General features: G+C 66.8%; 19 protein-coding genes. 15 read left to right on the forward strand and 4 right to left on the reverse strand.

Annotation, left to right across the window (positions count from 1 at the left end; genetic code table 11):
• Positions 1–14: 14 nt before the first annotated feature.
• Complete coding sequence (locus KQH53_18385) at positions 15–1,535, reverse strand: MFS transporter (GenBank protein ID MCB2228651.1); 1,521 nt, start codon at positions 1,533–1,535, stop codon at positions 15–17.
• A gap of 185 nt (positions 1,536–1,720) precedes the next feature.
• On the opposite strand from KQH53_18385, the gene KQH53_18390 reads away from it, so the two are divergent.
• The 6 genes from KQH53_18390 (at position 1,721) to KQH53_18415 (ending at position 6,158) form a co-directional block, all read left to right on the forward strand.
• Positions 1,721–2,218: a hypothetical protein gene (locus KQH53_18390; GenBank protein ID MCB2228652.1), complete on the forward strand. Its 498-nt coding sequence runs from the start codon at positions 1,721–1,723 to the stop codon at positions 2,216–2,218.
• 208 nt (positions 2,219–2,426) lie between these two features.
• Positions 2,427–3,107 (forward strand): SH3 domain-containing protein, encoded by a 681-nt coding sequence (locus KQH53_18395; GenBank protein MCB2228653.1) that lies wholly within the window; start codon positions 2,427–2,429, stop codon positions 3,105–3,107.
• Positions 3,108–3,255: 148 nt separating this feature from the next.
• Positions 3,256–4,653, forward strand: a complete 1,398-nt coding sequence (locus tag KQH53_18400) for a cobyrinate a,c-diamide synthase (protein MCB2228654.1) — start codon at positions 3,256–3,258, stop codon at positions 4,651–4,653.
• A gap of 78 nt (positions 4,654–4,731) precedes the next feature.
• Entirely contained in the window at positions 4,732–4,971 is a 240-nt protein-coding gene (locus tag KQH53_18405; GenBank protein MCB2228655.1) for a dissimilatory sulfite reductase D family protein, read from the forward strand.
• 124 nt (positions 4,972–5,095) lie between these two features.
• On the forward strand, positions 5,096–5,746 hold the full coding sequence (locus tag KQH53_18410) for a tetratricopeptide repeat protein (protein MCB2228656.1): 651 nt from the start codon (positions 5,096–5,098) through the stop codon (positions 5,744–5,746).
• Between the two features lie 226 nt (positions 5,747–5,972).
• Positions 5,973–6,158, forward strand: coding sequence for a ferredoxin family protein (locus KQH53_18415; GenBank protein ID MCB2228657.1), 186 nt, complete (start codon positions 5,973–5,975; stop codon positions 6,156–6,158).
• A 376-nt stretch (positions 6,159–6,534) separates the two neighbouring features.
• Here the strand turns inward: KQH53_18415 and KQH53_18420 are convergent, their stop codons facing one another.
• The 3 genes from KQH53_18420 to KQH53_18430 all read right to left on the reverse strand — a co-directional run bounded on the left by KQH53_18420 (position 6,535) and on the right by KQH53_18430 (position 8,466).
• A complete protein-coding gene (locus KQH53_18420) occupies positions 6,535–6,945 on the reverse strand; it encodes a cytochrome c family protein (GenBank protein ID MCB2228658.1) in 411 nt (136 codons plus the stop codon).
• Between the two features lie 151 nt (positions 6,946–7,096).
• Positions 7,097–7,903 carry a nucleoside triphosphate pyrophosphohydrolase gene (mazG, locus tag KQH53_18425; protein ID MCB2228659.1) on the reverse strand — a complete coding sequence of 269 codons (807 nt, stop codon included), beginning with the start codon at positions 7,901–7,903 and terminating at the stop codon, positions 7,097–7,099.
• Complete coding sequence (locus tag KQH53_18430; GenBank protein ID MCB2228660.1) at positions 7,900–8,466, reverse strand: CvpA family protein; 567 nt, start codon at positions 8,464–8,466, stop codon at positions 7,900–7,902. The genes mazG and KQH53_18430 overlap by 4 nt, the downstream gene beginning before the upstream one ends.
• A 176-nt stretch (positions 8,467–8,642) precedes the next feature.
• On the opposite strand from KQH53_18430, the gene KQH53_18435 reads away from it, so the two are divergent.
• From KQH53_18435 to cimA, 9 genes are all read left to right on the forward strand, one after another.
• Positions 8,643–9,062 (forward strand): secondary thiamine-phosphate synthase enzyme YjbQ, encoded by a 420-nt coding sequence (locus tag KQH53_18435; GenBank protein ID MCB2228661.1) that lies wholly within the window; start codon positions 8,643–8,645, stop codon positions 9,060–9,062.
• A gap of 10 nt (positions 9,063–9,072) precedes the next feature.
• Positions 9,073–10,038: a PhoH family protein gene (locus KQH53_18440; GenBank protein ID MCB2228662.1), complete on the forward strand. Its 966-nt coding sequence runs from the start codon at positions 9,073–9,075 to the stop codon at positions 10,036–10,038.
• A 2-nt stretch (positions 10,039–10,040) separates the two neighbouring features.
• Entirely contained in the window at positions 10,041–10,478 is a 438-nt protein-coding gene (gene ybeY / locus KQH53_18445) for an rRNA maturation RNase YbeY (protein MCB2228663.1), read from the forward strand.
• Positions 10,479–10,582: 104 nt separating this feature from the next.
• The gene (locus tag KQH53_18450) at positions 10,583–11,341 is read left to right on the forward strand and encodes a pyridoxine 5'-phosphate synthase (GenBank protein MCB2228664.1); all 759 of its coding nucleotides are present in this window, start codon (positions 10,583–10,585) and stop codon (positions 11,339–11,341) included.
• 9 nt (positions 11,342–11,350) lie between these two features.
• Complete coding sequence (acpS, locus tag KQH53_18455; protein ID MCB2228665.1) at positions 11,351–11,743, forward strand: holo-ACP synthase; 393 nt, start codon at positions 11,351–11,353, stop codon at positions 11,741–11,743.
• Complete coding sequence (locus KQH53_18460; protein MCB2228666.1) at positions 11,740–13,323, forward strand: NAD(P)H-hydrate dehydratase; 1,584 nt, start codon at positions 11,740–11,742, stop codon at positions 13,321–13,323. Before acpS ends, KQH53_18460 begins: the two co-directional genes overlap by 4 nt.
• Before the next feature lie 12 nt (positions 13,324–13,335).
• A complete protein-coding gene (tsaE, locus tag KQH53_18465) occupies positions 13,336–13,836 on the forward strand; it encodes a tRNA (adenosine(37)-N6)-threonylcarbamoyltransferase complex ATPase subunit type 1 TsaE (protein MCB2228667.1) in 501 nt (166 codons plus the stop codon).
• 15 nt (positions 13,837–13,851) lie between these two features.
• Entirely contained in the window at positions 13,852–15,099 is a 1,248-nt protein-coding gene (locus KQH53_18470; protein ID MCB2228668.1) for an aspartate kinase, read from the forward strand.
• Between the two features lie 2 nt (positions 15,100–15,101).
• Positions 15,102–16,700, forward strand: coding sequence for a citramalate synthase (cimA, locus tag KQH53_18475; GenBank protein MCB2228669.1), 1,599 nt, complete (start codon positions 15,102–15,104; stop codon positions 16,698–16,700).

Raw genomic sequence — 16,700 nt, forward strand, 5'->3', positions numbered from 1 at the left:
CCAGTTTTTTTATTTCAAAAGACTTTTTGCCCCGATTCTCCATTCTTCGTCTCCTCCCCCACCGTCTCCAAATTAACCCCAGCGGTCTCGATGCGCAGGAACCAGGTGATCGCCGCCCCGGCGATGCTGGTGCCCATGAGGATGGCCAGCAGGGTGGGCGCGCCGATATCGCCCAGCACGATGGGGAACCAGAAGGCGGTGAGCACCGCCCCGATCTTGGCGAAGGAGGCCGCCAGGCCCGCGCCCTTGGCCCGCACCCGGGTGGGGAACACCTCGCCCGCGATGAGGTAGGTCATGGAGTTGGGCCCCAGGTTGGTCATCAGGCTGAAGATCATGAAGCCCATGAACAAAAAGCCGATCTGGGCCGGGCCCTCGCCGGACATGGACTGGGAGGCCAGAAAGAGCCCCAGGGCGCAGCCGATGAAGCCGGCCACCTGTAGCTTGATGCGCCCCAGGCGGTCGGCCAAAAGCACCGCCCCCACGATGCCCACTATGAGCAGCAGGTCGATGAGCGCCGCGCCCTTGGCGGCCAGGATGTCGTTGTAGATGATGTCGGCCACGTTGCGCTCGTGCAGGGGCCTGGCCCCGATGGCCGTGGCCAGGATGGTGGGGGTGAAGATGCCGATGCCGTAGGTGCTCAGGTCTTGCAGGAACCAGGGCAGCGAGGCTAAGAGGGTGGCCCGCCGGTGCTTCTTTTGGAACAGCTCGCCGTACCCCTTGCCGTTGTCGCCCGCCTCTTGGCCGGTCGCCGGGGCCAGGACGATCTCCTTGGGGTAGGGCGGGTCGCGGTGCAGCAGGCGGCGGGTGGCCGCCACCGCCTCTTCCATGCGTCCCATGGTCACCAGCCACTGGGGGCTCTGGGTCACGAAAAAGCGCCCCACACAAACCGCCAGGGCCGGTACCACGGCGGTGGCGTACATCCAGCGCCAGGCCCCCAGGGAGGGGTTCTTGAACAGGATGAGGTAGCCCACCAGGGTGCCCACCAGGGCGCCCACCGCCTGGAAGCCGAAGGCCCCCAGCACCAGGCGTCCCCGGTCGTTGGTGGGGATGCTCTCGGAGATCATCACGTGGGCCGTGGGGTAGTCGCAGCCCAGGGCCAGGCCCATGCCGAAGAGAAACACCAGCACCCAGGCGTAGCCCTGGCTGAACACCAGGCAGGCCAGGCACAGGGTGAACAGGAACATCTCGGCGATGAACATGGCCCGGCGGCCCAGGCGGTCGGCCAGGCCGCCCAGAGCGGTGGCCCCCACCAGGATGCCCAAGAGCGGGGCCGCGCCCACCAGGCCCTTCTCGGCCGGACTCAGGTCGAACTGCCGGACCATCAGGGGCAGGGCCACTCCGGTCATGAACACCACCAGGCCCTCGAAGAACTTGCCCGCCGTGGCCAGCCACCAGATGCGCCACTGCATGGTGGTCATGGGCGAGGCCGGGGCCTGGGTGCCGTCGGGCCAGCAGGGGGTCTCGTCTATGTACTCCTGCACCGTCTTGGCCGGGGCCTCGTTCAGGCAGCTCTGGGGCGGCGGGGTTTTGGGCAAAAGGGGCCTCCGGTCCGTGGGGCGGGTTAAGCTCATTATGCCAGCCCCGGGCCCCGGGGGGCCAGTTACACTCGCGCGACAGAGGCTTGCCTGAATGGAACTCACTTTTTAGAATGTAATCATCCGGTTGGGCCGAGCCCCCCGGAGCCCCCCGCGCCCGCACGCCCTCGCCGGGGAGGATGATCGTGGATTCTCTGCAAGCGCCCCAGATCCGGGAACTGCTTAGCAAAAATTGGATGACCCACGACGCCATGTGGTTTTTCCACTGCCTGCAAGAGTGCGGCATGGCCACCACCAACAAGCTCAACCTGGCGGCCATCGACTCCATGTCGCGCATCGAGGCCAAGCGCTACTTGGCGGCGCTGGGCATGGATGGCGTCTCGAACCCCGAGGAGCTGGCCCGTTTCATGGCCGGGGTCTTCGTCCTGGTCAAGGCCGACTTCATGGACTTCGCCTACCAGCTGAGCCCGGACGGGGTGCTTTCCATGGAGATGGGCGAGTGCTTCGCCTACCACGGCATCAAGCGCTTGGGGGTGATCGACGAGTACCAGTGCGGCATCTACCGCCGGGTGGAGGGCTGGCTGGACGCCCTGGGCCTGTCCTGGGAGGCAGAGCCCCCGCTGGAGGGCTGCCTCAAGCACCAACACGGCTGGTGCCGCCGCACCTGGCGCATAAGCTTCTAGGCCGGGCCGGGGCGCACAATTTTTACCCGGGCCTCCCAAATGCCGCATAAAAAGCACCCACCCGCCGCACTGCCTGTTTCGGGGCCGTGCGGCAAGCAGCCGTAATTACGCCAAAAAAATAATACGTCTCCCACGGCACGGACCTTGCTCATATAGACGAGCAGCCGGCGGCCTTCCCCTCAACCCCCGCCGGCCCGGGAGACGAGCCATGATCAACCCCAAGACAATTTCGCGCACCGCCCTGGCCCTGTTGCTGGCCGCGCTGCTGGTGCCCCTGGCCGCGCCCCCGGCCCTGGCCCAACGCGGCGGGAACGGCCATGGCGGCGGCTACGGCGGCGGCCGTGGCGGCGGGCCCGGCAATTACCAAGGTCCCAAGCGCTACGACCGCATGCCCAAGGGCTACCAGCGCTTCAACTACCGCGGCCGGCCCTACTACCGCCATGGCGGCGGCTACTACCGTCCCTATCGCGGCGGCTTCCGGTGGGTGCTCCCGCCGGTGGGGATGTTCGTGGCCGCCCTGCCGGTGGGCTTCGGCACGGTCTACGTGGGCGGGCTGCCCTATTTCTTATACGGCGGGGTCTACTACCGCCCCTATCGCACCGGCTACGTGGTGGTCTCGGCCCCGGTGGTCGGCGGCACGGTGGTGACTCCGGCCCCGGCCGCGCCCTCGGCCCCGGCCAGCGGCACGGTGGTGGTGCTCTCCGAGGCCCTGAACCTGCGCTCCGGGCCGGGCATGGGCTACAACGTGGTGGCGGTGCTCAGCCAGAACACGGCGCTGGAGCTGCAAAGTCGCTCCAACGGCTGGCTCTACGTGCGGGCCCCGGGCGGCCAGATGGGCTGGGTGGCCCGCCAGTTCACCTCGGACAGCACCCCCGTGCCCAGCGGGTAGACAATCTCCTTTCCCCAACGCTCCTCATCCCTCCTTTCCCTCCCGCCGCTCTTCCGGCCCTACGGGGCCGGGGGAGCGGCCTCTTGCTTTCAAGGCCGATAGCGTATAAAAATCGAGCAACTGATTTTTTTCCGAAAGCAGACTCGCCATGGCGCCAGCCCGGCAAAACCCAGCCCCGCCCCGCGTGGTCATGGCCGCCCTTAGGGGCGGCAGCGGCAAGACCACTCTGACCCTGGGCCTTATCCAGGCCCTGGCCGACCGTGGTTTGGCCGTGGCGCCCTTCAAGAAGGGCCCGGACTACATCGATCCCTTCTGGCTCAGCGAGGCGGCGGGCGCGCCCTGCCGCAACCTGGACCCCTATCTCATGGGCCGGGAGCAGGTGCGCCGCTCCTTCACCTGGCACGCGGCGGGCTATGCCGCGGCGGTGATCGAGGGCAACCGGGGCCTCTACGACGGCATGGACGCGGAGGGGTCCTTCTCCACCGCCGAGCTGGCCAAGATGCTCTCCGCGCCGCTCATCGTGGCCCTGGACTGCTCCATGGCCAGCCGGACGGTGGCCGCGGTGGCCCTGGGCTGCCAGCGCTTCGACCCGGAGCTCAACCTGGCGGGCTTCATCCTCAACCCGGTGGGCAACCCCCGCCAGGAGTCGGTGGTGCGCGCGGCGGTGGAGGCGGCCACGGGCCTGCCGGTGCTGGGCGCGGTGCCCCGGCTGAAGCTGGACCTGCCCGAGCGCCACATGGGCCTGGTGCCCCCCCAAGAGCACGCCCGGGTGGCCGAGGCCCTGCACCAGGCGGCGCGCAGCGTGGCCGGCCACGTGGACCTGGACGCGGTGTGGTCGCTGATGACCAGCGCCCCGTCCTGGAGCGGCGAGGGCCCGCCCGAGGGGCTGATGCCCGCCGAGCCGCCCCGGGGCAAGGGCCCGCGCATCGCGGTGATCCGGGACGCGGCCTTTGGCTTCTACTACGCCGAAAACCTGGAGGCCCTGGCCAACTACGGGGCCGAGCTGGTGTTTTGCTCCGCCCTGGGCGACCGCAAGCTGCCCGCCGTGGACGCGCTCTACCTGGGCGGCGGCTTCCCCGAGACCCACGCCCGCTCCCTGGCGGCCAACGCCTCCTTCCGGGCCTCGCTCTTGGAGGCGGCCCGGGACGGCCTGCCCGTCTACGCCGAGTGCGGCGGGCTGATGTACCTGGGCCGCAGCCTCATCGTGGATGGCGAGGCCCACGCCATGGCCGGGATCTTGCCCCTGGATTTCGCCATGAAGCGCCGGCCCCAGGGCCACGGCTACACCCTGTGCCGGGTTGACGGCGAAAACCCATTTTGGCCCATGGGTTACGAGTTCAAGGCCCACGAATTCCACTATTCGGAGCCTTTGCCCCTGCCCGAGGCCGAGCTGAGCTTCGCCTACAAGGTTCTCCGGGGCAAGGGCGTCACCGGCGACCGGGGCGGCTTGGTTTGGCAAAGGGTGCTGGGCACCTATCACCACGTGCACGCCCTGGGCTCGCCGGGGTGGGCTCCGGGCCTGGTCCAGGCGGCCCTAAAACAGTAAATCCTTGACAGAACCATGGCCTACGGCTATGGTGTCCAATGTTGTGAAAATAGCCTCAATTCCTGGGAGGAATGAAGAATGGCCAACGATCAAGAAATCCGCGACCTCGTCCTCAAGGTCATGGAAAAAAAGCAAAAGCGCATGATGATGAAGGACCTGCTCAAAGAGGTCCAGAAGCTGGACGATAGCGTGGAGAAGCGCCCCCTGAAAAAGGTGACCACCTCCATGATCCAGGATCAGTCCCTGCAGTACTGGTCCAGCGGCTCCACCACCTACTTCGCCCTTCCCGGTGGCAAGCACGCCGAGGGCGAGGACTAGACCAGCCATCGTCCCGGCCCCCAGGGGGCCGATCATCACCCTCCGCCATCGACCGGGCCTCTGGGCTCTGTTCCCTGGCGGAGGTGTATTTTTGGGGCGAAAAAAAGACTAAGGCAGCCTGACCATGAATAAAATCGAAGATCCCAGCGGCATCCCGGAGGACGAGTTTCTGCGGGAAGGCCTGGTGGACCGCCTCCGGCAATACCTGGAGGCCGAGCCCAAGGCCTGGCACGTGCGCTACAACCTGGGCGTGGCCCTGATGCAATCCGGCGAGGTGGACGAGGCCCTGGTTGCCTTCCGCCAGGTGATGGCCGACTCTCCCAAGCACATGGAGAGCATGATCAACATCGCGGCCATTTACCTGGGCAAAGGCCAGCCGGAAGAGGCGCTCAAGGTGCTCACCAACGCCTTGAAGGTGTGGGACATCCCGCTGGTGCGGGCCAACATCGGGGTGGCCTATCTGCAGATGGACCGCCTGGACGAGGCGGCCGAGCAGCTCAAGATGGCGCTGAACTCCGCGCCCAACATGCCCGACGCCCTGACCAACCTGAGCACCATCTTCCTCAGGCAGGACAATCTGGACAAGGCCGCCCAGGCCGCCCGCGAGGCCCTCGAGCTCAACGACAACTTCGCCATGGCCCACAACAACCTGGCGGTGATCCTCTCCGAGCAGGGCGATCTGGAGCAGGCCCGCTTCCATGCCCTCCGGGCCCGGGAGCTGGGTTACGGCGTGCATCCCGAGTTGGCCGAGCGCCTGGAGCTGTCCTCCGACTGAATAGGTGTGGATTCAGGAAAATATTCACTTGACCAAACGGCCCCAGACCGTTATTGACAAGGGGTGCTTTCAGACCGTAAACCAGATTGCATGCCATGCCCGGCCCAGGCCGGGTGGTTTTCGGTGGGGCGGGCAAGTCAAGGCCCGCCGGCGAGGCGGTAGTAAGCCAGCTATTTATTACTTCGGGGTCGCCCCGAGCTGTTTTGCCAATCAAGGAGGACAAGCTATGTTCGAGGTGGTGGTTGACACTGACAAGTGCATCGGCGACGAGGAATGTGTGGAGGTCTGCCCGGTGGACGTGTATGAGATGCAGGACGGCAAGGCCGTTCCGGTCAACGCCGAGGAGTGCCTTGGCTGTGAGAGCTGCATCGAGGTGTGCGAGCAGGACGCCATTACCGTGACCGAGGTCTAGTTCCCTAAGACCATCGGTTTCTCGGAAATTTAGACCGTGCCGGGCCCAGTCCGGCGCGGTTGTCTTTTGGGCCGCGCGCGAAAAGGGCCGGCCCTTATCGGACCGGCCCCGGCTCATGGCATCTATGGTTTGGCGATAGCCCACTAAAAAAGGCCGTTCCTTCCCGGATCGGCCTCCCGCCCAAGCAATGAAAAAGGGCCGGCCCTTATCGGACCGGCCCCGGCTCATGACATCTATGGTTTGGCGCTAGCCCACCCCCAAAGGCCGTTCCTTCCCGGATCGGCCTCCCGCCCAAGCAATGAAAGAGGGCCGGCCCTTATCGGACCGGCCCTTTGTTCCCCTCTCTGAAAACTGCCGCGTGCGCGGCCTCACCCCGTTACTTCTTGGGGTGGCACTGATTGCACTTGGTGGGGCCCTTCTTGGCCTCCTTGTGGCAATCGCGGCAGTTCTTGTGATAGGCGTTGTAAAGGCTCAGCATCTTGCCCTGGTTCTTCTTGGGGCTGGTGTGACACTTGGAGCACTTCTCGACCTTATCACCGTCCTTAAAGACGTTCTTGCCGTCCTTGTAGACGTGGTGGCACTGGGTGCAGGCCAGCTTGAACTTCACGCTGTGTTCCTGGTGCGTGAACTTCACCGGCGCCTTCTTGAACTTCTTAAAACCCGGGTCCTTGATGTCGAAGGTGTCCGGCACCTTGCCCGACTTGGTGTCCTGGGCGATTGCCGTGCCCACCAGGGCCGTAATGGCAAAGGCCAGCACCACAAACACGGCGATGCAACACTTCTTCATGTCCCTGCTTCCTCCCATGTCATTCGGCAGCTTATGAATAAGCGAAAGTCTTCACGATCTCTTTGTCCCCGTTATAGGGCAGCAACCGGGGGGTTGTCAAGGAAATTTCGGGAAAAGCGGCAAGGGCTAACCCCTTGAAAAAGCGCATTCCCTATTGGGATCGCCCACTATTTTCGGCGGCCTTGGCCGTTTGCCACAGCTCCTCGCGCTCCCCGGGGCTCATCTGCTCCAGGGAACGCCCCTGCTCCCAGGCGGCGGCCTCCATGGCCTTAAAGCGCGCGGTGAAACGGCGGTTGGCCGCGCGCAGGGCGGCCTCGGCCCCCAGGCCCTGGTGGCGGGCCCATTGGGTCCAGGCGAAGAGCAGGTCGCCCAACTCGGCCTCGCGCTCGGTTTCGCCTTGCGCGGCGGCCAGTTCGGCGCTCTCCTCGGCGATCTTTTCCTCAACCCCGGCCGCGTCGTCCCAGTCGAAACCCGCCTTGGCCGCCCGCGAGCCCAGGCGCTGGGCCCTGAGCAAGGAGGGCGCGCCCCTCGGCACGCTGTCCAGCAGGCCCTCGGCCTTGTCGCCGCGCTCCTGCTTTTTAATCTCGCTCCAGCGCTCACGCACCTCGTCCGCGTCCTTGGCCGAGGCCTCGCCGAACACGTGGGGATGCCGCCGGGTCATCTTGGCGTGCACCTGGTCGATGATCTCGGCCAGGCTCCCCTGGCCGGCCTCGGCCAAGAGCTGGGCCTGGAAGACCACTTGGAAGAGCAGGTCGCCCAGCTCGCCCATGGCCTCGGCCGGGCTGCCGCTCTCGATGGCCTCCACCGCCTCGTAAGCTTCTTCTAATAGATAGGCCGCCGCGCTGGCCGGGGTCTGCTCCCGGTCCCAGGGGCAGCCGTCCGGGGCCCTGAGGCGGGCCACCAGCTCCACCAGGCGCGCCAGGGCCGCGCCGGGGTCGTCGCCGTGGGGTTCGCTCATTGCTTGGTTTTTTCCGGGGCTTGCTTCTGGCCGGGCTCGGGCTTCACCAGGCCGGCCTTTTCCTGCAAACGGCGGGTGAGGTCGGCGGGCACCAGGTCCATCATGTAGCGGCCCCCGGCCACCAGATAGGGCGCGATAACCGAGGTGCGCAAGGGGGCCATGGTGGAGAAGGGGTTGGCCAACAGGAGGAGGTTGATCAGCAGGTAGCAGACCAAGACGCCCTTGACCAGGCCCACCAGGCCGCCCAAAAGGCGGTCCAGGCCCGAGAGCCCCCCGCCCATGAGCAGACGGCGGATCAGGGCGCCCATCCACAGGAACACCGCGAACACCAGCAGCAAAATCAGGGCAAAGGCCACCGCCGGCCACCAGGTGGCCTGCACCTTGCTCAGCTGCTCCAGGGTGGCGCCCAGCTCCTGATAGAACATGGCGCTGACCACCACCGCGATGACCGCGCCCACCAGGCCGGCCAGCTCGCGCACCAAGCCGCGCATCAAGGCCTTCACGAAGAAGAAGACCAGGATGATCAGGAAACCGAGGTCCAGTAGGTTTGGCGCGTTATCCATCTTAATGCACAGCAGTAGCACGGCCGGGGCAAAAAAGTCAAGAAGCCGGAGCGAAAGCGTTTTACGATAGCGTAATGAAACCGGCAACTTGGGAACATGGTCTCCCCCCGGGGCCGCCGGGGGGATTGTTGTCAGGTCCCCGGGGCCTATGGTAAAGGTTAGGCGGAGATAAGCCCATGAAAATATACAGGCAAACCATCTCGCTGACCGGGACGGCGGGCACCGACGTTCACGAGGTCACCGGCGAGGTGGCCCGCGTGGTGGCCGCCTCGGGGATCGGCGAGGGCACGGTGCTGGTCTTCACCCCCGGCTCCACTGCGGCGGTGACCACCATCGAGCACGAGTCCGGCTGCCTGAGCGACCTCAAGCGCCTGCTGGACCAGTTGGCCCCGCCCGACGGCGAATACGCCCACAACCTGCGCTGGGGCGACGGCAACGGCTACAGCCATCTGCGCGCCGCCCTGCTGGGGCCATCCCTCACCGTGCCGGTCATGGGCGGCGGGCTGGGGCTGGGCACCTGGCAACGGATAGTTGTCCTGGATTTCGACAACCGCCCCCGCGACCGGCGGGTGGTCATAAGCGTGCAAGGCGAGTAAAGGCGGCCGCATGGACCCCGAGAGCCAAAAGAATCTCAGCTTCGGCGATCACGACGCGCTGCGCACCCTTCTGGGCGCACGCGACGCCCATCTGCGCCTGCTGGCCACGGCGGCCGGGGTGAAGGCCCGCGCCCGGGGCAACGAGATAAGCCTCTCGGGCCAGGCCGAGGCGGTGGAGCTGGCCGCCCTGGTGCTGGAGCAGCTCTACGGCCTTATCCAGCAGGGCTACCCGGTCTACGAGATGGACGTGGACTTCGCCTACCGCATCCTGGCAGGCGACCCCAAGGCCCAGCTCAAGGAGATCTTCCTGGATCAGGTCTACCTCACGGGCAAGAACCGCATCATCAGCCCCAAGACCCTGAACCAGAAGGCCTACCTGGAGGCGATCCGCTCCAAGGACATCGTGTTCGGCATCGGCCCGGCGGGCACCGGCAAGACCTACCTGGCCATGGCCATGGCCGTGGACGCCCTGCTCAAGGGCCTGGTGGACCGCATCGTGCTGGCCCGGCCCGCGGTGGAGGCCGGCGAGAAGCTGGGCTTTTTGCCCGGCGATTTGGCCGACAAGGTGAATCCTTACCTGCGCCCGCTCTACGACGCCCTGCACGACATGATGGAGTTCGACAAGGCCAACCGCCTCATGTCCAAGGGGGTCATCGAAGTGGCCCCCCTGGCCTTCATGCGCGGCCGCACCTTGAACAGCGCCTTCGTGGTGCTGGACGAGGCCCAGAACTCCACCTCCGAGCAGATGAAGATGTTTCTCACCCGCCTGGGCTTCGACTCCAAGGCGGTGATCACCGGCGACGTGACCCAGGTGGACCTGCCCGGCGGGGTGGTCTCCGGCCTGGTGCGCGCCCGCCAGATACTCCAGGGCATCCAGGGCATCGGCTTCGTGGACTTCGACGAGGCCGACGTGGTGCGCCACCACCTGGTCAGGCAGATCATCAAGGCCTACGACGCGGTGGGCAACGGGAGCTGATCATGGCGGTGCTTATCGATATCGACGAGGGCCTGCCTATCGACGAGGCGGCCCTGAGCGCCCGGGTGGAGCGGGTCTTGTCTGCTTTGGAGCTGAAGCCCACGGCTGAGCTTTCCCTGGTCATCTGCGGCGACGAGGAAATCGCGGCGATCAATGAGCAGTGGCTGGGGCGGGTGGGGCCCACCAACGTGATCTCCTTTGCCCAGGGCGAAGGGGAGGGCGCCGAGCTGACCCCGGAGCTGTTGGGTGACGTGGTGGTGAGCGCCCCTTATGCCGCCCGCGAGGCGGCCGAGAACGGCCTGGACCCGGACGAGCACTTGATCCGCCTGATAATTCACGGCATATTGCATTTATTGGGACATGAGCACGAGCAGGGCGGCGAGCCCGCCCGCCTGATGGAAGAAAAAACCGAGGAGCTGCTCACGGCCAGCGCGGTCTAGCGGTCTCGGCGAAAAAAATTTTGCAGCCGACTCGGCACAGCCAGCCGCCAGCAACGCAGTATAGCGGTGGCTGGCGAAGCCGGTCGCATGAAAGGAGAGCCGAAATGGCTCGCTTAAGCGTAAATGTTGATCACGTGGCCACCCTGCGCCAAGCCCGGGGCATCGACGAGCCCGACCCGGTGTGGGCGGCCATCCTGGCCGAAAAGGCCGGGGCCGACGGCATCATCGTGCACCTTCGGGAGGACCGCCGCCACATCCAGGACCGCGACTTGGAGGTGATGCGCCAGGTGGTCAAGGGCACCCTCAACATGGAGATGGCCGCCACCGAGGAGATGGTGGACATCGCCGGGCGGGTGGGGCCGGACATGTGCACCCTGGTGCCCGAGAAGCGCCAGGAGCTGACCACCGAGGGCGGCCTGGACGTGGCCGGCAACCTGGAGAACATCCGGGCGGCGGTGAGCGCGCTCCGGCAATCCGGCATCGTGGTGAGCCTGTTCATCGACCCCACCAGCGAGCAGATCAAGGCGGCCCACCAGGTGGAGGCCCAGGTGGTGGAGCTGCACACCGGCACCTATTGCAACGCCACGGACGAGGAGAGCCGCCTCAAGCTGTTGGGTCAGTTGGAAGACTCGGCCCGCCTGGCCTCGCGCCTGGGGCTCAAAGTGGCCGCGGGCCACGGCCTGAATCTGCGCAACGTGCATCCTCTCTTGGCCATGCCCGAGATCGAGGAGTACTCCATCGGCCACTCCATCATCGCCCGCGCGGTGTTCGTGGGCCTGGAGCAGGCGGTGGGCGAGATGCTGGCCCTGGTGCGCACGGCGGCCAAGCTGCGCTCGCCCGAGCCTCCCTCGCGGCGGCTGTAGGAGCGCGGCGTGATCTACGGCCTGGGGCTGGACCTGGCCAAGGTGGAGCGCATCGGCCGGGCCCTGGAGCGCCATGGCGAGCGCTTTTTGGCCCGCTGCTTCACGGCCTATGAGCAGAAGCTCTGCCTGAGCCGCCCGGGCAAGGCTTCGGCCCTGGCCCTGCGCTTCGCGGCCAAGGAGGCCTTTTCCAAGGCCGCCGGCCTGGGCATGAATGGTCTGGGCAAACGGGGTCTGGGCTGGACCGACATCGAGGTGGTCCACGACCCACGGGGCAAGCCCGAGCTGGTCTTGCACGGCCGGGCCAAGGCCTGGGCCGAGGAGACCGGCATAAGCAACAGTTTCGTTAGCCTCACCGACGAGGGCGACTATGCCGCGGCGGTGGTGGTGTTGGAGAAGTCATGATTCTGGTAACCGCCGAGCAGATGCAGGCCTGTGACCGCGAGACCATCGACAAGGTGGGCCTCCCGGGCGCGGTGCTCATGGAAAACGCCGCCCAGGGGGCGGTGCAGGTGCTCGGCGACATGCTGGGCGAGGTGGAGGGCCTGAGCGTGGCCGTCTTGTGCGGCCGGGGCAACAACGGCGGCGACGGCCTGGCCATGGCCCGCATCCTGGCCAACCAGGGCGCCGAGGCCGACTGCTACCTCATGGCCAAGAAGGACCAGCTCACCGGCGACGCGGCCCTGAACCTCAAGGTGGCGCTCAACTGCGGGGTCACGGTCAAGGAGTGCCCGGACGAGGAGAGCTTCGCCAAGCTGGCCGGGGAGATCGCGGCCCACGAGCTGTTCATCGACGCGCTGTTGGGCACCGGGCTCAGCAAGGAAGTGACCGGGCGCTACCGGGCGGCCATTGAGCTTCTTAACTCTCTAGATGCGCCGGTGATGGCGGTGGACATTCCCTCCGGCCTTTCGGCCGACACCGGGGCCCCCCTGGGCGAGGCGGTGGTGGCCGATCTCACCGCCACCTTCGGGCTGATCAAGCAGGGCCTGATCCTGGACGGCGGGGAGCACTGCGGCGAGCTTTACCTCATCGACATATCCATCCCGCCCAAGGTGATCGACGAGCTGGACCCGGCCTGCTTCCTCCTGGGCGACGAGCTGGCCGCCGCGCTGCTGAACCTGCGCCCGGTGGGCGGCCACAAGGGCACCTTCGGGCATCTGTTGGTCTTGGGCGGCAGCCCGGGCAAGAGCGGGGCGCCCTGTTTGGCGGCCATGGGGGCCTTGCGCGCCGGGGCGGGCCTGGTCACGGTGGGCATCCCCGCTTCCTTGAACCCCATCGTGGAGGCCAAGCTCACCGCGCCCATGAGCCAGCCCCTGCCCGAGAGCGCCTCTGGCGGCCTGAGCCCCGAGGCCCTGGGCACGGTGCTCCCCCTGTGCGCCGAGCGCAGCGCGGTGGTGCTGGGGCCGGGCCTGGGCCGCGAGGAAGGCTCCCTGGAGCTGGCCCGCGCCCTGTGGGCCCAGAACGAGACTCCCCTGGTGGTGGATGCGGACGGGCTCTACGCCCTGAGCGAGGGCTTCGGCCAGGCGGGGCCCGGCGCGTCCGAGGTGGTTATAACCCCCCATCCCGGCGAGGCGGCCCGTTTGCTGGGCATATCCACCGCCCAGGTGCAGGCCGACCGCTTGGCCGCCGCCCGCGCCCTGGCCGCGCGGGGCAGCTGCGTGGCGGTGCTCAAGGGGGCGCGCAGCATCGTGGCCGAGCCCGGCGGCCTGGCTTGGGTCAACCCCACGGGCAACCCGCTGTTGGCCAGCGGGGGCAGCGGCGACGTGCTTTCGGGCATCATCGGCGGGCTCATGGCCCAGGGCCTGGAAGCCATGGCCGCGGCCCTGGCCGGGGTCTACGCGCATGGCCTGGCCGCCGACCTGGCCTCCACCGAGTACGGCCAGCGGGGCCTGGCCGCCGACGAGCTGGCCGACTGGCTGCCCGAGGCCTTCGCGGCCCTGGAGGACCCCCTGGATGAAGACGGCGACGACGCGGACCCTTGCTAGGCGGCTAGACCCGTGGTAAAGGCATTGGTTATTGGGCGGCCCTTGGCCCGCCTGGAGACGATACTAAAAAACGAGGCCGACACCGAGGCCCTGGGCCAGCGCCTGGGGGCCTTGTTGTCTCCGGGCGGCGTGGTTCTTTTGATAGGCCGCCTGGGGGCGGGCAAGACGGTGTTGGCCCGCGGCCTGGCCCGGGGCCTGGGGGTGAGCGAAGACTACGCCATCGTCTCGCCCACCTTCACCCTGATGAACCACTACCCCGGCCGGGTGGACTTTTTCCATGCCGACCTCTACCGCCTGGAGGCGGGCGAGGCGGCCGAGCTGGAGATGCTCGAGGAAGCGGCGGCCGGAGTGCTGGCCGTGGAATGGGCCGAGCGGGCGCCGGGCCTGTGGCCGCCGGAGGCGGTGCGGGTGGAGCTGATGCCCGCGGAAGACGAAACGCGCCGCGCGGCCATCAGCGGGCCGGCGGAGATAATAGAACCGTTGCAACGGGCGCTAGAAGGCGCCGGGGTTTGAACGCGGGATAAACACATGGCCTTGATAGTGCAGAAGTACGGCGGCACCTCGGTGGGCAGCATCGAGAAGATACGCAACGTGGCGGCCAAGGTGAAGGCCCGGGCCGAGGCGGGCAACCAGATGGTGGTGGTGCTCTCGGCCATGAGCGGGGTCACCGACGGCCTGATCAAACTGGCCCACGAGATCAGCAGCCGCCCCCGGGCCCGCGAGCTGGACGTGCTCATGGCCACCGGCGAGCAGCAGTCCGTTGCCTTGTTCTGTATGGCCGCCACCGAGATGGGCCTGCCGGCCCGCTCCCTTCTGGGCTTCCAGGCGGCCATCCTCACCGACCGCATGTTCGGCAAGGCCCGCATCACCGACGTGGAGACCGCCCGCATCCAGGAGTTTTTGAACAACGGCAAGGTGGTGGTGGTGGCCGGCTTCCAGGGCCTGGACTGGGACAGCGGCGACGTGACCACCCTGGGGCGCGGAGGCAGCGACACCACCGCCGTGGCCCTGGCCGCCGCCTTGAAGGCCGACGTCTGCGAGATCTACACCGACGTGGAGGGCGTCTACACCACCGATCCCAACGTGGTGCCCGAGGCCCGCAAGCTCAGCTACGTCTCCTACGAGGAGATGCTGGAGATGGCCTCTTTGGGGGCCAAGGTTTTGGACATCCGATCGGTGGAGTTCGCCGCCAAGTTCGGAGTCAAGATACACGTACGTTCCACCTTTACCGACCGGGAGGGCACCATGGTGGTACCCGAGGACCAGATTACCGAGAAGCTCATCATCTCCGGCGTGGCCTACAACAAGAACGAGGCCCGGATTACCATCAAGGGCGTGCCCGACACCCCCGGCATCGCCAGCAAGGTCTTCATCCCCATTAGCGCGGCGGGCATCGTGGTGGACGTGATCATTCAGAACACCTCGGCCGACGGCAAGACCGACCTTACCTTCACCGTGCCCAAGACCGACTTCGACCAGGCCATGGACATAGTGGGCAAGACCGCCGACGAGATCGGCGCGGCCGAGGTTTTGGGCGACACCGGCATAGCCAAGGTGAGCGTCATCGGCATAGGCATGCGCAATCACGCCGGCGTGGCCACCAGGATGTTCGCGGCCCTGGCCGAGGAGAACATCAACATTCTCACCATCAACACCAGCGAGATTAAGATTTCCTGCGTCATCGAAGAGAAGTACACCGAGCTGGCCGTGCGCGCCCTGCATGACACTTTCGGCCTGGCCGAGGATCTCACACCTAAAAAAGAAGACGTGGTCTAATTATGTCTGGTAACGCCCCGGTCATCGAACTTTACGACACCACTCTCCGGGACGGAACCCAGGCCGAAGGATTCGTCCTCACCCCCGAGGACAAGCTCAAGGTGGCCCGCCAGTTGGACCGCCTGGGGGTGAGCTACATCGAGGGAGGTTGGCCCGGTTCCAACCCCCGCGATCAGGAATTCTTCGAGCGGGCCGGCGAGCTAAAGCTCGAGAACTCGGTCCTGGTGGCCTTCGGTTCCACCCATCACGCCAAGCGCACTCCGGAGAACGACCCCAACCTGGCCGCCCTCATCGCGGCCCCGGCCCCGGTCTGCGCCCTGGTGGGCAAGTCCTGGTCCAAGCACGTCACCGCCCAGCTGGGTATCGAGCTGGAGCGCAACCTGGAGATCATCGCGGCGTCGGTGGCCTATATGAAAGAGGCGGGACGCCGGGTGTTCTTCGACGCGGAGCACTTCTTCGACGGCCTGGCCCAGGACGAGGCCTACGCCTTGGCGGTATTAACCGCCGCCGCCGAAGCCGGGGCCGAGGCCCTGGTGCTCTGCGACACCAACGGCGGCTCCCTGCCTTCCTGGATCACCGAAGGCGTGGGCAAGGTGGCCGCCGCCCTGCCCGGCGTCACCCTGGGCATCCACTGCCACAACGACGGCGACCTGGCCACGGCCAACACCCTGGCCGCCGTGCAGGCGGGCGCGCGCCAGATACAGGGCACCACCGGAGGCATGGGCGAGCGCTGCGGCAACGCCGACCTCTGCGCCATCGTGCCCACCTTGCAGCTCAAGATGGGCTACCAGTGCCTGCCCGAGGACCATCTGCGGCGGCTAACCGACACCGCCCGCTTCATCCGCGAGCAGGCCAACCAGCCGCCCGCCGCTTTTGCTCCCTACGTGGGTATCAGCGCCTTTTCCCACAAGGGCGGCCTGCACATCTCGGCGGTGGAGAAGGACCCGGCCCTGTACGAGCACATCTCCCCCGAGTTGGTGGGCAACAACCGCCGCTATTTGCTCAGCGACCTGGCCGGACGCGCCGCGCTGCTCAAGAAGCTGGCCGACTGGGGCTTCAACCTGTCCCCGGACGACCACCGCATCAAGGAGCTCTTGGACGAGCTCAAGGAGCGGGAGAACGAGGGCTACGCCTATGAGGCGGCCGAGGCCTCCCTGGAGCTCTTGGTCAACCGCCGCATGGGCGGGCGGCCCAGCCACTTCTTCGACCTCCTGGGCTTCCGCGTGGCCGACTACAAGGAGTCCGAGGCCAAGCCGCCTTCCTCCGAGGCCACCGTCCGGGTGAAGGTGGAGGGCGTGGAGGAGCACACCGCGGCCATGGGCGACGGCCCGGTGAACGCCCTGGACCGCGCCATCAGAAAGGCCCTGTCGCGCTTCTACCCCGCGCTCAACACCATGAAGCTGGTGGACTACAAGGTGCGGGTGCTGGTGGGCAGCGCGGGCACCGAGGCGCGGGTGCGGGTGCTGGTGGAGTCCTCCGACGGCGAGAGCCGCTGGGGCACCGTGGGGGTTAGCTTTGACGTGCTGGAGGCGTCGTGGCAGGCCCTGGGCGACAGCATTCGTTATAAATTGTTTAAAACCCTCCAGGGTAAGATGGCCTAG

The sequence above is a fragment of the Desulfarculaceae bacterium genome (genome assembly GCA_020444545.1).
GTDB lineage: Bacteria > Desulfobacterota > Desulfarculia > Desulfarculales > Desulfarculaceae > Desulfoferula.

What these genes read in the sequence shown, in the direction of transcription:
- KQH53_18395 (MCB2228653.1), top strand. Translation starts at nt 2,427, where the DNA reads ATGATCAACCCCAAGACAATTTCGCGCACCGCCCTGGCCCTGTTGCTG.
- KQH53_18400 (MCB2228654.1), top strand. Translation starts at nt 3,256, where the DNA reads ATGGCGCCAGCCCGGCAAAACCCAGCCCCGCCCCGCGTGGTCATGGCC.
- KQH53_18405 (MCB2228655.1), top strand. Translation starts at nt 4,732, where the DNA reads ATGGCCAACGATCAAGAAATCCGCGACCTCGTCCTCAAGGTCATGGAA.
- KQH53_18410 (MCB2228656.1), top strand. Translation starts at nt 5,096, where the DNA reads ATGAATAAAATCGAAGATCCCAGCGGCATCCCGGAGGACGAGTTTCTG.
- KQH53_18415 (MCB2228657.1), top strand. Translation starts at nt 5,973, where the DNA reads ATGTTCGAGGTGGTGGTTGACACTGACAAGTGCATCGGCGACGAGGAA.
- KQH53_18420 (MCB2228658.1), bottom strand. Translation starts at nt 6,945, where the DNA reads ATGAAGAAGTGTTGCATCGCCGTGTTTGTGGTGCTGGCCTTTGCCATT.
- mazG (MCB2228659.1), bottom strand. Translation starts at nt 7,903, where the DNA reads ATGAGCGAACCCCACGGCGACGACCCCGGCGCGGCCCTGGCGCGCCTG.
- KQH53_18430 (MCB2228660.1), bottom strand. Translation starts at nt 8,466, where the DNA reads ATGGATAACGCGCCAAACCTACTGGACCTCGGTTTCCTGATCATCCTG.
- KQH53_18435 (MCB2228661.1), top strand. Translation starts at nt 8,643, where the DNA reads ATGAAAATATACAGGCAAACCATCTCGCTGACCGGGACGGCGGGCACC.
- KQH53_18440 (MCB2228662.1), top strand. Translation starts at nt 9,073, where the DNA reads ATGGACCCCGAGAGCCAAAAGAATCTCAGCTTCGGCGATCACGACGCG.
- ybeY (MCB2228663.1), top strand. Translation starts at nt 10,041, where the DNA reads ATGGCGGTGCTTATCGATATCGACGAGGGCCTGCCTATCGACGAGGCG.
- KQH53_18450 (MCB2228664.1), top strand. Translation starts at nt 10,583, where the DNA reads ATGGCTCGCTTAAGCGTAAATGTTGATCACGTGGCCACCCTGCGCCAA.
- KQH53_18460 (MCB2228666.1), top strand. Translation starts at nt 11,740, where the DNA reads ATGATTCTGGTAACCGCCGAGCAGATGCAGGCCTGTGACCGCGAGACC.
- KQH53_18470 (MCB2228668.1), top strand. Translation starts at nt 13,852, where the DNA reads ATGGCCTTGATAGTGCAGAAGTACGGCGGCACCTCGGTGGGCAGCATC.
- cimA (MCB2228669.1), top strand. Translation starts at nt 15,102, where the DNA reads ATGTCTGGTAACGCCCCGGTCATCGAACTTTACGACACCACTCTCCGG.